The sequence below is a fragment of the Blautia sp. HCP3S3_D9 genome (assembly GCF_052063845.1).
Lineage (GTDB): Bacteria > Bacillota > Clostridia > Lachnospirales > Lachnospiraceae > Blautia_A.
In genome coordinates this window covers 105,361-122,142 of sequence record NZ_JBQHWS010000001.1, presented here as the reverse complement: position 1 = coordinate 122,142, position 16,782 = coordinate 105,361, and the positions used below count along the sequence as shown (strand labels likewise).

Genomic DNA, 16,782 nt, shown 5'->3' with positions numbered 1-16,782 from the left:
CATTCCCTATTCTTTCTTACAATTGATTTTCTGTCATATATTATGATGTTACGTAAGGTTATTAAAAAAGGACAGGTGAATCTCACCTGTCCTTTCATCATCTGTATCTTATTCGCTCTTAGCTTCCTTCTCTTCCATCCTGGAGAATACCATCTCATAACCATCGTTTCCATAATTTAATGAACGATTCACACGACTGATCGTTGCAGTGGAAGCTCCGGTCTTCTCAGAAATGTCCAGATAGGTTCTCTTGTCCATCAGCATCTTGGCAACCTCAAAACGCTGTGATAAGGAAAGAAGTTCATTGATTGTGCATACATCCTCAAAGAAAGTATAGCATTCTTCTTTATCCTTCAGGCAAAGGATCGCTTCAAAAAGCTGATCCACAGCCTCTGTTCTGATCTTTTTACTCATTTTCCTGCTCCTTTAGAACTCTGTTCTTCAATTCTTCACTGGACGGACATATGTCTTTATAATGTCCGTATTTTGTTTCCAACAGTGATATTTTACCACGTTAAAACATAAGAAGCAAGCGTTTAACTGTAAAGAAATCAGAGATTTTCGGATTTTGCCAAAAGAACCTCTCCAAGAGTCGCAAATACCTTCTGCGGATCAATCGGTTTCGACAGATATCCATTCATTCCTGCCTGATATGCATTCTTTTTGTCTTCCTCAAAAGCATTGGCAGTCATTGCTACGATTGGGATCGCACTGCGTGTACCGGACAGAGCACGGATTCTTCTCGTAGCCTCATAGCCGTTCATATTCGGCATCTGAATATCCATCAGGATCAGATCATAGTAATCCTTAGGCATCTTCTGCAAAAGTTCCAGACATTTGACACCATCCTGTGCCCATTCCACTTTCATGCCTTCCTCTTCCAGCAAAGTAACTGTGATCTCTGCATTCAGTTCATTATCCTCTGCCAGCAGAACCCGTCGTCCTTTCAAATGATGTAGTTCACTGATGTTCTCCTGTTTCTCTTCTGTCCCCTGCTGTTCTTCTCCGGCAATAGCAAATGGCAGAAGGATCACGGTCTTTGTCCCTACTCCTGTCTTGCTGGTAACCTCAATGGTGCCACCCATCAGATCAACCAGAGCTTTCACGATTGGAAGTCCCAGACCAGTTCCGACTACCTTACTCTCTGTACTGGTATGCTCACGGGTAAATTCCTCAAAAATATGCGGCAGATATTCCTCACTCATACCGATACCTGTATCTTCTATTACAAATTTAAAATGAGCAACACCTTCATTTGCATAAGCCCTGTGATCCTCTGCAAGTTTCTCTGCTGCCCTCTCGGAAATCCCCTCTTCCGTAATTCTGACAGTAACCTTTCCACCCTCCGGCGTATACTTGATGGAATTACTGATCACATTCAGCAGGATTTCCCTGAGTTTCGTTCTGTCACAATGCACATACGTGTGCTCAATGTCTGTTTCACATACGTAATCCAGATTCTTCTCCTCGATGGACGGCTCAAAGACATCACTCAGGGCAGTCGTCAGTTCCTCAATATTTCCTACCTCTGTCCTCAGCGTCGCCTTTCCACTCTCAATCCTTGCCATCTCCAGAACATAATTGATCAGAGATAGCAAAAATGAACTGGAATGTTTGATCTTGCCTATATAATTCTCAGCCTTATCTCTGTCATCCAGATGTTTCTCCAGCAGATCCGCAAATCCTATGATCGCATTCATCGGTGTACGGATATCGTGGCTCATGTTGAAAAGGAAACGTGTTTTCGCCTCATTTGCCATCTGTGCTTCCCTTACTGACTTCTCCAGTTCTTCTTCATGAAGCACATCTTTATACTGTCTCATACTGTACTGCCAGTAGCCGACAAACATCAGTATCGCCACTGCAAAAGCAATAATAACCGCAAATATACTCTGAGCAGCCGAAATCCAGCCATTTACCGGTACGATTTCGAAATACCAGGTATCATTTGGTACTGAGCACGCCACTTCCAGCGAACTTCCAAATCTCTGACTTTTGCTCTCATCGATCACGATTTTCTCACCTGTATACAGGTCTTTCTTCCAAATCTGATAAGCATATCCTGCGTCTTCCAGCTTATCCAGTTCTACCTGTTGGATAAAATTATCCCAGTTCATAACCAGAATGGAAAATCCCCAGAACTTCTTTTCTCCATCATCATCTGTCACATAAACCGGGTCAAAAAGCAGTGCCCCCGTTCCGCCCTGCATCAGCTCATACGGTCCGGCTATGGTATATTTACCGCTCTCCTTTGCCAGATTTGCTTCTTTCTTTCGGTCCGGATGCCGCAGCATATCCAGTCCCATGGCAGCTTCATTGCCTTCCATCGGATAAATCTGACTTACAACACCATCCTTCGCCAGTTCCCTGGCCTCTATCACCTCTTCATTCTCCTGCATCAGACCTGCAAGCGTATCGAACTGCTCACTATCTATATCGTACCCTTTCTCAAGGACACGTTTCACCAGATCTGACTCTGCCAGATATTTGCTCAGCTGGGACTCTACACGGCTTACTGTTGACTCTGCTGTATAAGTCGCTTTAAGCTTCTCACGCTTCACCTGGTTCTCATTGAGCAGCCAGGTAACTCCCATAACAATAACAAGCGTAATAAGAAATACGACTACTGTCCCGCGTTTTATGCTTTTCGGATTTGTTTTTTCTCTTTTACGCATCAAAAATCCTCACTAGAACTTACGGTTCACATATTTCCTGATCGCATCCACTGAACGGTTCAGTACCAGTTCCTCCGGAAAATCCAGCTTCGTAAGAAGCTCTCTCGCCATATCAAATTCCCCGATCAGCAAGTCAAAATGTGCATCACTGTCCATCACAACCGGAACCTGATATTTCATGCAGAGCTTCAGCATCACTGTATCATTCTCTACTGCATTCTCACGGGTACAGTCAGGATCCATGGAATGATTGTTCAGTTCCAGAACCTTGCCATGCTCCTTCGCTCCCTGAACCAACGCCTCATAATCAATCTCATATCTGCCGTCATCCGGATGGCCAATGATATTCACATATGGATTCTTCATCGTATTCAGATAGGCTTCCGTATTCTCCAGCTTAGACGCCGGCTTCATACACGGAGTATGCAGACTTGCAATTACCACATCCATAGTTGAAAGCGTATGCTGTCCCAAGTCCACTGTTCCCTGCGCATCCAGAATATTTACCTCCGATCCAAGCAGCAACTGAATCCCGTACATCTTTCTCGGCACAACCTTAAGATTATGAAAATAAAACTTATGACAGGTCCCCGGCATACTCGGCGCATGCTCCGTAATCCCAAGAAGTTCCAGTCCTTTATCTGAAGCAGCCTTCGCCATCTCTCTCAATGAGCAATATGCATGACCGCTGGCTATTGTATGTGTATGTAAATCTAATACTGAATTATACTTCATAATTAAATTCTCCTCATATCGTAAAATCTTTCCCTCACATTATACTTCCATCCCCCAACATTTCCAAGTAAATTTACACAAATAAAAAAGAATTTACACTGTTTAATAAACAGCATATAAAAATATTCTCTTTCTCTTGCATTTGCAGGATACTTAGATATTCTTAGTCGGCAAAAATCTGCGTTATGAGTAAAATGACACACTGTCTGAGCCGTAGGCGAGTTTGTGTCATTTTACTCATGCTTTTAGCAGATTTTTGGCAGCTTAGAATATCTTAGTGTCCGAAACCGCACGAGAAAGAGAATATTTTTATATGCGTCCCTTAATTCAAAAAAACAGAGCCTGCACTTTTTCTGCAAGCCCTGTCAAAATTTTCCATTTCAAGGAGGAATACAAAATTTTTATTTTACGATAAAGGATTTTCTCTTACTTACAACATCGAAGATAACCGCTGCCAGAAGAACAAGACCCTTAACAACCTTCTGAATATTCTGGTCAATACCCATAATACTCATACCTAAGTTCAGAACACCCATCAAAAGAGCACCAATAATAACTCCAGGAACAGTACCAGTTCCACCATAAGCAGAAGCACCACCAATGAAACAGGAACCGATCGCATCCATCTCGAAGTTTGTACCAGCCTGTGGGTTAGCGGAATTCAGACGAGCCATAGTAACCATACCGGCGATAGCTGCCAGAAGACCCATATTTAAGTAAGCCAGGAAATAAACTCTGTTTGTATTGATACCGGAAAGTTTAGTTGCTTTCTCATTACCACCAACTGCATAGAAATAACGTCCAGTAGTTGTCTTAGAAGCAATGTATGTATAGATTGCGATAATAACTGCTACCCAAACCAGAGAGTTCGGAATACCTTTGTACTGTGCAAGACGGAACATAAATGCAAGAATAACTGCACAGATCAGAACCATCTTAATTGCTGCACCGCCGAAAGCTTCTACACTGTAGCCTTTTTTCGCACGGTCTGCACGGTTTTTGAGTAAAAGTAAAACATAAACTACACAAACGATGATACCAACTGCGAAACATGTAACATTAAATCCTTCTTTGCCAAAGAAATCAGGAATGTAGTTGTTAAACAGTGCCAGGTAAGAATCAGGCATTGGAGCCAGTGTCTGTCCCTGAAGAACTACGTTTGATAAACCACGGAATGCAAGCATACCTGCCAGAGTTACGATAAACGGTGGGATTCGTACATAAGCGATCCAGAATCCCTGCCATGCACCGATCGCAATACCTGTGATCAGCATAACAAGCATTGTAAGATATGGATTCATGCTATTGAGAACCATCATCTTACCGCCGACTGCTGCAACGAAACATACAACAGAACCAACAGAAAGGTCGATGTTACCACCGGTTAAGATACAGAACAACATACCAGTTGCAAGGATAAATACATATGCGTTCTGAGCTACAAGGTTATTTACGTTCTGTGGCAGAAGCATAACACCTTTGGTGTTTGCTGTAAACATGATGACTACCAGAACCAAAACGATCACCATGGTATATTTCTTTAATACTTCTGAAAAACTAAGCTTTTTCTCCATCTTCTTTACGCTCCTTTTCCTGATTTTACGATCTTGGACATGATCAGTTCGGATGTTGCCTCTTCTTTGCTGACTTCACCTACGAACTTACCTTCATTCATGATATAGATTCTGTCTGACATTCCCAGTACTTCCGGAAGTTCAGAAGAAATCATGATGACGGATTTACCTGCCGCAACCAGATCGTTGATAATACAGTAAATTTCGTACTTTGCACCTACGTCGATACCACGGGTAGGCTCATCCAGGATCAGAATATCCGGTTCTGCGAACATCCATTTCGCAAGAAGGACTTTCTGCTGGTTACCACCACTTAAGTTACCTACATTCTGTTCAACAGATGGACATTTTGTTTTCAGTTTCTTTCTGTACTCTTCGGCTATCGCATATTCTTTATCTGCATCGATCACCTGTCCATTACTGATACCCTTCATGTTTGCCAGAGAAGTATTCATTTTGATGGATTTGGAAAGGATCAGTCCGTTTCCTTTTCTGTCCTCTGTAACATAAGCAAGTTTATTATCAATTGCTTCCTGTACAGTATTCAGCTTCACTTCTTTTCCATTCATAAAGATCTGACCGGAAATCTTGGTTCCATAGCTCTTTCCGAAGATACTCATGGCAAGCTCTGTACGTCCTGCACCCATCAGTCCGGAAATACCAACTACTTCGCCTTTATGAATCTTAAATGATACATTGTCTACTACTTTACGTTCTGAGTACAGTGGATGATAAACAGTCCAGTTCTTAACTTCCATGGAAACATCTCCGACTTTTACATTCGGACGTTTCGGGAATCGGTCTGTCATCTCACGGCCAACCATACCCTGAATGATACGCTGCTCTGAGAAGTCATCTACTTTCTTGTCCAGAGTCTCGATGGTAGAACCATCACGGATAACTGTGATCTTATCCGCAACATAAGAAATTTCATTTAATTTGTGGGAAATGATGATAGATGTCATTCCCTGTTCTTTAAATTTCAGCAGCAGATCCAGCAATGCCTGAGAGTCATCTTCATTCAGAGATGCGGTCGGCTCATCCAGGATCAGAAGTTTCGCATGTTTTGCCAGTGCTTTCGCAATTTCTACCAGCTGCTGCTTACCTACACCAATATCCTTGATCAAAGTTCTGGAGGATTCCTCCAGTCCTACTATTTTCAAATATTTATCTGCTTCTCCATAAGTTTCATTCCAGTTGATGGAGAAGGATTTACCTCTTTCATTACCCAGGTACATATTCTCGCCAATAGTCATATATGGGATCAGCGCGAGTTCCTGGTGAATGATTACAATTCCTTTTTCTTCACTGTCTTTGATTGTATTGAATTTACAGATTTCTCCATTATAAATAATGTTGCCGTCATAACTTCCATACGGATAAATACCACTTAATACATTCATCAGGGTAGATTTTCCGGCACCGTTCTCACCTACCAATGCGTGGATCTCGCCTTCTTCTACCTGAAGATTTACGTTGTCCAGTGCCTTAACACCCGGGAAAGTTTTGGTGATATTCTTCATTTCCAAAAGTATCTTAGCCAATTTCTATTTCCCTCCTTTTCCATAACAAAGCATTTAAGTACGTCTTGGAAAGAAACGGAAATTTCCTCCAAGATAGATTTTCTCTAAGATCATTTTTCCTGTTAAATAAATACTTATTACTGATTAATACAGGCGGGAACTGCGCCCGCCTGTACAGTTTGTTCATTCTTATTACTGAATCTGATCCTCTGTGTAATATCCGGAATCAATCAGCATTTCTTTGTAGTTGTCAATTGTTACAACAACCGGGTCGCAAAGGTATGTCGGGATAATGCCTGTGCCGTTGTCATAGGATTCTGTATCATTGATCTCTGGTTCTTCACCGTTCATGATAGCGTCAACCATGTCAACTACTGCAGATGCAAGAGCACGTGTATCTTTGAATACGGACATAGCCTGTTTTCCAGCTACAAGGTTCTTAACGTTTGGTGTATCGCAGTCCTGACCAGTAATGATCGGATATTCTCCTGTGTAAGAAGCTGCAAGTGCGTTTTCTACACCAAGTGCTGTAGAGTCATTGGAGCAGAGAACTGCGTCAAGGTTTGTTCCGTCAGAGTAGTTACCAGCGATGATTGTATCCATTCTGTCCTGAGCTTTTGCACTGTCCCAGTTAGCAGTTGCAACCTGCTCGAACTCTGTCTGTCCGGATTTAACTACCAGTTTGCCTTCGTCGATGTATTTCTGAAGTACATCCATTGCTCCGCCGAAGAAGAAGTTACAGTTGTTATCACCAGGATCACCTGTGAACAGCTCGATGTTGAACGGTCCGTCCTGATTGTCAAGATCAAGTGCATCTACTAAGTATTCGCCCTGTTTCTGGCCTACTTTGTAGTTATCGAATGTTGCATAGTATGTAACTGCATCTGAGTTCATAAGCAGACGGTCATAAGAGATAACCGGGATTCCTGCTTCTTTTGCCTGTTTCAGTGGCTCGCCAAGGCTGCTTCCGTCGATAGATGCTACAACCAGAAGGTCACATCCGTTAGCTACCTGGTTCTCAAGCTGTGAAACCTGTGTGCTTACGTCATTAGATGCATACTGAAGGTCTACTTCGTAGCCTGCTGCTTCCAGCTCTTTCTTCATGTTCTCGCCGTCCTGATTCCATCTCTGAAGGTCTTTGGTAGGCATTGTAACACCGATTACTTTTTTGTCATCCGCTTTAACAGCTACACCCGGGATAACTACCATTCCTGCTACCATTGATGCACAAAGAATTGCTGATACGACTTTCTTTCTCATTGTAAAAATCCTCCGTTTCTTTTTTACGTTGTTCACGTTTTCTTGATGATGTTACTATAGCATAAGGATATCTGGACATGGTTGGCAAGAAACAAGACATTTCGGGCAAAATAAAAAATGCCCTGTATGCAACAGGACATTTTTGTCACAAAATTGTGCTAGTATGTAGTCTGAAAAATCCAATATGTGCTAATTACTAATTATACTCCGCATTCAGATACACTTCATCTCTGCGGTGGAATCCTCCGTCTATGATCACCTCATCAATATTCTCTCTTGTCACAGCAATAGGATCCAGAACCTTGGACGGAATATCGTAGGTTCCATCATTCACTTTCTCAGTGACTCCCTTCAGTTCAGAAGCCTCTCTGCCGCTTCCGATCTCAACCGCATATTTTGCTGCCTCCCTTGCCAGATCTTCAATAGATTTAAAAGCAGTCATATACTGTGTTCCTTCTACAATACGCTGACAGGCTGCCAGATCGCCATCTTGACCGATAACAACTACATTTCCCGCCAGCTGATTCTCGGCAAGAACCTGCACCACCTGGCTGGCAATGTCATCGTTTCCGCACATGATCCCTTTCACATGCGGATATTTTTCCAGTGCTTCTTCCACATATCCCACTGCCAGCTCTGCAGTCCATCCATCACAGTTTGCCTCGTAAACCACATTCAGGTTTGTATCTTCAAGTGTATCGTCAAACCCCTCTTTAAGCATTTTGACATTATTGTCTGACGAGGAACCCTGGATCATAAAAATGTCACCGCCCTGCGGAATTGCATCGATCAGCGCCTGCGCCATGATTTCTCCAACCTTCCTGTTATCAAAGGAAATGTAGAAATCTGTGTTTGCATTATTGATCATTCTGTCATAGGAGATTACAGGGATTCCGGCATTCTGTGCTTTCTGGACTACATCGGAAAGCACACCGCAGTCTCTAGCGATCACAACGATCACATCCACCTGCTTACTGATAAAGTACTCAATCTGACTGATCTGTTCTTCTGCATCCGCACCTGCATCCTGCACATTGACATCTGCCCCAAGTTCCCTGGCAGTTGCCACAAACACATCTCTGTCTCGAATCCATCTTTCAATAACAAAAGAATCCACCGTAAGTCCTATCTGAATTTTGTGCTCTTCTTTTCCTGCTGATGCTGTTTCTTCTGTCTCTGCTGAATCCTTTTCCTGCACAGAACCGCATCCTGCCAGAAATACCATTCCCACACAGAGTACCAGTATCCCCAGCACCAATTTCTTAATTCTGTCATTCTTTTCCATTCTATGTCCCCTCATCAACCTAATCTCTCCCTGAACTCACTTGGTGTAATACCTTCATATTTCTTAAATATCCTGCTGAAATAATTCGGGTCACTATATCCGGATTCTGCGCATATCTCTTTAATGGAAAGCTGCGAATTCTGAAGAAGATTTCTGGCATTTTTCAGACGGATTTCTGTCAGATGCTCAATAAAATTTTTGCCTGTCTCCTGCTTAAACAGTTTGCTGAAATAGTATGGACTGATATCTACCTCTCTGGAAACATCATCCAGAGAAATATCTTTGCGGAAATTCTCATCAATATATGCCTTTGCCCTGTCAATTACGCTGACTGCCTCTTTCTCTTTGGAATCCTCCATCTTTGTGCAGATTTCTCTTGTTTTATCCAGAAACCAATTACGCAAGCTCTCCATATCCGGACATGCCTGAAGTTCCCTGATATAACTGCGTCTGTCATTGATATTATATTTCATGGTTCCCGCAAAGAAAGCCCTTCGCTCCGCATCCATTACGAGTTCAAGAATCTTAATCTCTGCATCCTCTCTGTCAACTGCTGCCTGCCCTTTCATCCATTCGATGAAACCATTTGCACAGTTCAGTGCCCCTGCTACATCTTTCTCCAGAATACGTTTCTGATATCTGCTCTCCAGATCTCTTGGATATTCACCATCGTATTTCTGTGCCACAGGTACATCCTCTATATGCACCACATGGCTGGTACTTTCTCTGAGCGCAACCACAGCTTCCTGGAAAGACTCTTTCACACTTCCCAGATCTTTGACTCTGCCGATTCCGCAGCGGAATATACTGTCAATCCTGTTTTCGAATTTATGTACCATATTTCTGGCTCTTGTGACAATGGCAACACGTTCTTCATAATCTTCTCTCGCATTTTCATATGGAACCAGCAGTACGATCCTGTTTCCCATGATCGGACCTACCAGACATTCAAAGAAATCCTGTGCGATCTCACGGAAAGTGGAATAGAATTTGTTTGCTTTCACGCTAGCTCCCACTGCATTGCTCAGTACTCCGTTCTCCAGCGAATCACCAAATTCCACCACCATCATATATCCATATTTCTCATGGATATCGAGAAGTTCTGTATAATTATCCTGATAAGTAACAAAATCATCCTGCAGGAGGATATTATTGATATACCCACTTTCAATCATCGGCACGACTGTCTCCAGCTTCTCCCTGATGCGGAGATCATCACTCCTCTTCTGGCGTGTCTGATCCACTTTTGCCATCATTTTCGCACAGGTTTCCAGGATCACTTTTTTATTTACAGGTTTGGTCAGAAATTCTTCAACTCCTAAACTGACTGCTTCTTTCGCATAGTTAAATTTGTCATATGCCGTAATGATCACAAAAACAGCCGAGCTGTTAAACTTCTTAATCTCTCTGATTGCCTGTATTCCGCTGATCCCCGGCATCTGAATATCCATAAAACAGATATCCGGCGGATATGCCTGTGCAGTCTCCACTACCGCTCTTCCTGACTTTGCACAATGGATTTCACATTCATTTCCATATTCAGACTCAATAATCTTCTTTAATGATTCCAGCATAATACCTTCGTCATCTGCCAACAAAATTCTGTACATTGCTCTTCTCCCCATATATTCTCAGCTTACCTGATCCGGTTAATTTACTGGTATATAAATCACAACTTCCGTTCCTTTTCCTTCTCCTTCGCTGTTAATCTCCACAAGCCCTGTTTCCTCATAATACAGTTCCAGACGGCTGATCACATTGTTCATACCAATTCCTGTAGAGTCGCCCTCTTCCTTCTTATATTTCTTATTTCCGGTCAGAACGCCTTCTATCTGCTCAGGTGTCATTCCTTTTCCGTTATCCTTTACACTGATTCGGATATAATCTGCGTCTCCCGTAACTGTGAGATGGATTTTCCCCTCCCATTCGATATCGCGGATTCCATGATTTACCGCATTCTCCACAACAGGCTGCAGGATCATGCTCGGAACTCTGACATTCTCCAGAGATTCATCCACATCTTTGCTGAAATGAATATCTCCGGCAAAGCGGACATTCAGAATATAAATATAATTGTCGACTGCTTCCAGTTCCTCACCGAGAGTCGCATCCTCTTGCCCCTTTTTGACATTATAGCGGAAAAAATCTGCCATTTTTTCTACAAAAATTCCCGTCTGCTCGGCATCCTCCATCATGGCAAGCTGTGCTCCTGCGTTCAGAGAATTAAAAAGAAAATGCGGATTGATCTGGGACTGCAGATATTTCAGCTGTGCTTCTTTCAGATGATTCTCCATAAGAAGCTCTCTCTCCATCATCTGCTGCTCCTTCTCCATACTGGCTTTTGTTCTCGCCATATACAGATCCAGATTCTCCACCATTGTATTAAACGCTCTGGTCACCATTCCAAGCTCATCCTGTGCATCGGTATCATGCATTTTTACCCGGAAATTTCCCTGACCTACCAACTGTGCTGTCTCTGCCATGTTGGAAAGAGAAACAAACATTTTTCTGGTCGCCAGGATCAGAAGAATCATTCCACCTGCTACAATCACAAACATAATGATCGTATTACTGATCTCCAGATAGCGCATCACTGCGCGAAGTACAGAATAGGTGCTGGAATTCTCCTGAAACATCAGATTGTTCAGTTCATCAATAGAACTCTGAATATATCCGTAAAGTTTCGTTGCTTCATCATATTTCCGTTTATATTTCTCTACATTTCTGCCTCGTTTGGCAGCTACGGTCTCTGCCGTATAATCCAGATAAGTTTCCGACATCTTTCTGATATTACGCTCCAGAAGTTTCACTGAATCATTGATATTCTCTTCATTCAGTTTCTCCAGCTGATTTCTGTATTTTGCTTCATTCTGATAATAGTCCAGCAACACCTGAGAGCTTTTTACTTTTAGATAATCGTACATGTTATCCTGTACTTTTTCAAATATCTGGGAAAGCTCTGTAAGTTCTGCATTGCTGGCATAAACATTGTCCAGCTTTTGCATGGAATTATTGATCCGCACATAAAAGATCATATTCATGGCAAATAAAAGAATTGCGATCATTCCCACTTCTATAACAATCTTGCTGACCAGAGAAAGGTATTTCCAGCGTATCTGTTTCACTGTGTCCGCTCCTCCTTTCTCATTTCACATACTGCTTTCTTATCCAGAAAATTAATATCTACATTATAATAGGAATTTGTTCTTCCCTCTTTCTGATATTCTGTAAGTGCCTCAATACTGTACCTGCCCAGCTGATCCGTGTCCACATCGCAGGTAACGGAAATCACACCTTTTTCCACTGCTGTAAGGATATCCTCGGAGCTGTAGTAGCCGATAATCGTAACTTTCCCCGCCAAATTAAAGTCCAGCACTGCCTGTCTTGCACACTCTGTGGTTTCTTCATCCATGCATACCAGAATGTCCGGTATCTTGTCTTTTTGCTGAAAAATGTCTGTTACCGCTTCCTCCGTCTCAAAGGTTCCTGTTGACAGAAGATTCTTTCCCGTTATCTGAATGCTGTCCGCAGAATCTGCTTTTGCCTGAGCTGCATTACTGATCTGTGTATAAATCTGACTCTGATTCATGTCATCAATGTTTCGTTTCAGCAGGATTAGAATACTTTTGGTATCTTTTGTCACATATTCGGCAACTTTTTCCCCATAAGCACTTCCAAGCTGGTAATCACTTACCCCTACGAAACTCTGTCGTTTACTGCGAACCGCATCACTCATTACTGTAACAACCGGGATTCCTTTCTGAACAGCTTCATTGATTTTCGACTCCAGCCCCTGCTCTCCGCTGTACTGAAGAATGATCCCATTTGCATTGGATGCAATACTCATGTTCATGTAATCCAGTTTATTATAGCTGCTCTCCTTGCCGCTTCCTTTTAATTCAAGGATCGCATCATTCTGCTGTGCCCATTCCTGAGCACAATTGTAAACAGCCTGCCAGAACGGAGAATCCGGTCCGTCTACGATCATGTCATATTTATATTGGTATACTTCAGTGCTTTCTTTTTCCTGGCTGCTTTTGCCTGTCAGGCCTTCATAATAAGATTCTCCTGTCATATAAAAAACGACCAGTATCCCTGCCAGTACCAGAAAGACGATCAGATTTGTATGTTTCTTTTTCATCTTTTTCTCCCTGTCTTATTTCAGTGGACTTTCTTCATCCACATTACTGCTTTCGTCCAATCAACAGTTTGTCTGTAAAAGATCTGTTGAATGTCTTATCTATTATACAATAAATCGGTATGTTTTGCTTTGTTTTTTTCATATAATGTAATGTGGTCTTGCATAATCAGTTACTGTTCATAAGGAGTATTTTAATTATGAAACAAATCCTCACGTTTTCAGCTGTACTATTTACCCTTTTATTTCTCCTCTTTTCTGATACAGACAGACGAATACAGATTTTTACAGAACTTGCAGGACCAGGGATGCTTTCTCTGTTGAAACAGTCCTCCATTCCTGCAGACTCCGAAGCTCTGGAGTCCCCAAGGATCGCACTGACCTTTGACGATGGTCCCAATGCCAGATACACCCCACTGCTTCTGGATGGTCTGCGTGAGCGGAATATCCAGGCTTCTTTTTTTGTAATCGGGGAGAATATCGAAGGAAACGAAGATATCCTTCAGCAAATGCAAACAGACGGTCACCTGATTGGCAATCATACCTGGGATCATGTACAACTGAATAAAATTCCAGCACAGAAAGCACGTATGGAAATTGAAAAAACCAATAACCGGATCTATGAAGCCACAGGGGTCTACCCTTCTTACGTACGCCCACCTTTCGGTGCATGGATCAAAGATATGGAATTATCCGTGGATATGCTGCCCGTATTCTGGGATGTGGACACTCTTGACTGGAAAAGCCAGAATGTCAGCTGTATCCTCTCTATTGCGGAGAAAGAAGTCCATGATGATTCCATTATCCTTATGCATGACGGTTACCAGACCTCTGTAGATGCTGCCTTGCAGATTGCTGACCTCTTCAGTCAAAAAGGTTATGTTTTCGTCACTGCAGACCAGCTTCTGGTTACATAAAAAGGTTTGCTTTTTCCCACCCGATTCGTTATACTAATATATAAACCTTGTGCAGATTTTCCGTGGCAAGACCGTTCACAGTTTATACCGGCAATTCACTTAAAGTTACTGTCTGCTTATATCAGAACACCGCTCCCCAGCCTGTCAGAAATAATTATCGATGCTGAAGGACACATAAAGGAAACAGTAACATTCTGAATTACTGCTGCGCAGCACACCATACAATAAAAGGAGAATTCAAAAGAATGGACAAATTATTTAACATGGACAACAAATTCTTTACCGTCATGGGACATGTGGCAGACCTTATGATCCTTAATATCGTCTTCCTGATCTGTTGTCTTCCAGTCGTAACCATCGGTGCATCACTGACTGCACTTCACTATGTCACCCTGAAAATGGCCCGCAACGAGGAATCATACATTGTCAGAAGTTTCTTCAAATCATTTAAACAGAATTTCAGACAGGCGACGATCATCAATCTGATCATGCTTGCTGTCGGCGCAGTTCTTTATGTTGACCTGAACATCGTCACAAATATGACCGGTTCTATGTCAAAGGTACTGTATATTCTTCTTATTGCCTTTGCTTTTCTGTATCTGATAGTTTTTCTTTACATCTATCCGGTACTTGCCAAATTTTATAATTCGATCAAAAACACATTCCGAAACGCACTCCTGATGGCGATCCGTCACCTCCCATACACTATCCTGATGGCTGTCATCACAGCAGCACCTGCTGCCGTATTTTTGATCCAGAATTTCCGTGTTCAGTCTATCATGATCATGCTTCTGATTCTGTTGGGCTTTGCACTGGAGGCATTTATCAATGGACATTTTCTGGTAAAAATCTTCGACAATTATATTCCGAAGGAAAATGATACAGAAACAGACTGTCCAGAAAGCATTTCCGCCGAAACTGCTGCTACTGCTGAAAATGTACTTTCGAAAACAACATCTGTTGACAGCACTTCATCAGACTCAGCTCATAACGTATGAGAAAATGGGGTGAAAAGCCGTACCATTCCCTCGACTATATGTTGAGAGAACGTTTCGGTGAAAAAGTATACAAAGTAACTTTAAATGGCGGAATGACCTGTCCAAACAGAGACGGTAAGATTGGAACCCGTGGCTGCATCTTCTGCAGTGCAGGAGGCAGCGGTGATTTCGCTGCTGATGCAGCACTTTCCATCACAAATCAGATTGAAAGCCAGATCAGTATTCTTTCACAGAAAAGACCAATTCATAAATATATCGCATATTTTCAGGCATATACAAATACCTACGCTCCTGTAGAATACCTGGAGAAAATTTTTACAGAAGCAATCTCACATCCTAAGATTGTCGCACTTTCCATCGGCACCAGACCGGATTGCCTCAGTCCGGAAATCGTGGCACTTTTGTCCAGGCTTAATAAACAGAAGCCTGTATGGGTGGAGCTTGGACTTCAGACGATTCACGAATCCACTGCTCAGTATATCCGCAGAGGATATCGGCTTTCTGTTTTTGATGATGCCGTTCAACGTCTGCGAAAAGAAGGCATTGAAGTCATCATACACACGATTCTCGGACTGCCGGGAGAGAGTACAGACGATATCCTTAAGACTATGGAATATTTGAATCAGATGGATATTCAGGGAATCAAGCTTCAACTTCTTCATGTCCTGCGAGGCACAGATCTGTCTGCGGATTATGAGAGGGGAATGTTCCGGACTTATGAAAGAGATGAATATCTTTCACTTCTGATCAAATGTCTCGAACATCTGCGCCCGGATATCGTTATTCACCGTATTACCGGTGATGGTCCAAAAGATCTGCTGATCGCACCACTCTGGGCAAGCCGGAAACGTGAAGTATTAAATATGCTGCATCACAGAATGAAAGAAGAAGAAAGTTTTCAGGGAAAGTATTTTATCTGTAAACAGAATCTCATTGACTGTGAGGAAAAAGCAGTTATAATTAACTCAAACGTATAAAAAGACTATTCTCTGCAACTTCATGCAAAGGAGGTAACTAATTGTCAACACCATTCACTATTTACAAATTAATCGTGTTATACATGCTTCAGAATACAGAGGATACTCTGACTAACTCTCAGATTTCAGAGTTCATCCTGGATCGGGAATATACAAATTATTTCCATCTTCAGCAGGCAATTTCTGAGCTTGTGGAAGCTGAACTGATCACCATGGATACCCGTTCCAACACCTCCCATTACCGAATTACCGAGGATGGCAAAAAAACCCTTGCCTTTTTTCAGAAAGATGTCTCTCCTGAAATCAAGCAAGAGGTCAGAGAGTACCTAAAATCCACAGGATTTAAAGCCCAGGAACGAATTGTTACCCCTGCAGATTATTACATCACCAAACAGGGCACCTATTCTGTAAGATGTCAGTTGATTGAAAAAGGACATTCCCTGATTGATCTGAACATTGCCGCCCCAAATCTGGACGCTGCAAAATCAATCTGCCAGAAATGGTCTACACACTATCAGGAAATATATGGAAAGATTATGGAGGAGCTTTTATAAAGCTTCTCCTTTTTATAGCCTTTCTCATATCGATGTCCAATCTCAGTCAAGCGGATAAAAGCATCCGCTTCGCTACGTAACTCTACACCAAATAACTGCTCCGCAGTTTGGTTAAAACCTGCAATCTTTACAAAATTTCCAGGATA

14 protein-coding genes are annotated in these 16,782 nt (G+C 42.2%); 4 read left to right on the top strand and 10 right to left on the bottom strand.

Annotated features, from left to right (window positions below; genetic code table 11):
• Window positions 1–108 precede the first annotated feature (108 nt).
• The 10 genes from ACTNES_RS00565 to ACTNES_RS00520 all read right to left on the bottom strand — a co-directional run bounded on the left by ACTNES_RS00565 (window position 109) and on the right by ACTNES_RS00520 (window position 13,193).
• Window positions 109–414 carry a YerC/YecD family TrpR-related protein gene (locus tag ACTNES_RS00565; RefSeq protein ID WP_291806183.1) on the bottom strand — a complete coding sequence of 102 codons (306 nt, stop codon included), beginning with the start codon at window positions 412–414 and terminating at the stop codon, window positions 109–111.
• A gap of 137 nt (window positions 415–551) precedes the next feature.
• Complete coding sequence (locus ACTNES_RS00560; protein ID WP_320812869.1) at window positions 552–2,675, bottom strand: response regulator; 2,124 nt, start codon at window positions 2,673–2,675, stop codon at window positions 552–554.
• Between the two features lie 12 nt (window positions 2,676–2,687).
• Complete coding sequence (locus ACTNES_RS00555) at window positions 2,688–3,410, bottom strand: phosphatase (protein WP_441038247.1); 723 nt, start codon at window positions 3,408–3,410, stop codon at window positions 2,688–2,690.
• Window positions 3,411–3,811: 401 nt separating this feature from the next.
• The gene (gene mmsB, locus ACTNES_RS00550; RefSeq protein ID WP_291817430.1) at window positions 3,812–4,984 is read right to left on the bottom strand and encodes a multiple monosaccharide ABC transporter permease; all 1,173 of its coding nucleotides are present in this window, start codon (window positions 4,982–4,984) and stop codon (window positions 3,812–3,814) included.
• Window positions 4,985–4,989: 5 nt separating this feature from the next.
• Window positions 4,990–6,528, bottom strand: coding sequence for a multiple monosaccharide ABC transporter ATP-binding protein (gene mmsA, locus ACTNES_RS00545; protein WP_291806191.1), 1,539 nt, complete (start codon window positions 6,526–6,528; stop codon window positions 4,990–4,992).
• A gap of 171 nt (window positions 6,529–6,699) precedes the next feature.
• Window positions 6,700–7,716 (bottom strand): multiple monosaccharide ABC transporter substrate-binding protein, encoded by a 1,017-nt coding sequence (gene chvE, locus ACTNES_RS00540; protein ID WP_441038280.1) that lies wholly within the window; start codon window positions 7,714–7,716, stop codon window positions 6,700–6,702.
• 247 nt (window positions 7,717–7,963) lie between these two features.
• Window positions 7,964–9,052: a sugar ABC transporter substrate-binding protein gene (locus tag ACTNES_RS00535; protein ID WP_291817433.1), complete on the bottom strand. Its 1,089-nt coding sequence runs from the start codon at window positions 9,050–9,052 to the stop codon at window positions 7,964–7,966.
• Between the two features lie 14 nt (window positions 9,053–9,066).
• The gene (locus tag ACTNES_RS00530) at window positions 9,067–10,662 is read right to left on the bottom strand and encodes a helix-turn-helix domain-containing protein (protein WP_291817435.1); all 1,596 of its coding nucleotides are present in this window, start codon (window positions 10,660–10,662) and stop codon (window positions 9,067–9,069) included.
• Between the two features lie 39 nt (window positions 10,663–10,701).
• Window positions 10,702–12,117 (bottom strand): sensor histidine kinase, encoded by a 1,416-nt coding sequence (locus ACTNES_RS00525; protein WP_300334660.1) that lies wholly within the window; start codon window positions 12,115–12,117, stop codon window positions 10,702–10,704.
• 56 nt (window positions 12,118–12,173) lie between these two features.
• Window positions 12,174–13,193, bottom strand: coding sequence for a substrate-binding domain-containing protein (locus ACTNES_RS00520; RefSeq protein ID WP_291806204.1), 1,020 nt, complete (start codon window positions 13,191–13,193; stop codon window positions 12,174–12,176).
• 197 nt (window positions 13,194–13,390) lie between these two features.
• Between ACTNES_RS00520 and ACTNES_RS00515 the strand changes: the two genes are divergently transcribed.
• The 4 genes from ACTNES_RS00515 to ACTNES_RS00500 all read left to right on the top strand — a co-directional run bounded on the left by ACTNES_RS00515 (window position 13,391) and on the right by ACTNES_RS00500 (window position 16,636).
• A complete protein-coding gene (locus ACTNES_RS00515; RefSeq protein ID WP_291806206.1) occupies window positions 13,391–14,107 on the top strand; it encodes a polysaccharide deacetylase family protein in 717 nt (238 codons plus the stop codon).
• A 245-nt stretch (window positions 14,108–14,352) separates the two neighbouring features.
• Window positions 14,353–15,105 carry a YesL family protein gene (locus ACTNES_RS00510; protein WP_441038246.1) on the top strand — a complete coding sequence of 251 codons (753 nt, stop codon included), beginning with the start codon at window positions 14,353–14,355 and terminating at the stop codon, window positions 15,103–15,105.
• Window positions 15,102–16,082: a TIGR01212 family radical SAM protein gene (locus tag ACTNES_RS00505; RefSeq protein ID WP_441038245.1), complete on the top strand. Its 981-nt coding sequence runs from the start codon at window positions 15,102–15,104 to the stop codon at window positions 16,080–16,082. Before ACTNES_RS00510 ends, ACTNES_RS00505 begins: the two co-directional genes overlap by 4 nt.
• A 41-nt stretch (window positions 16,083–16,123) precedes the next feature.
• On the top strand, window positions 16,124–16,636 hold the full coding sequence (locus tag ACTNES_RS00500; protein ID WP_291806215.1) for a DUF4364 family protein: 513 nt from the start codon (window positions 16,124–16,126) through the stop codon (window positions 16,634–16,636).
• Window positions 16,637–16,782: the final 146 nt, after the last annotated feature.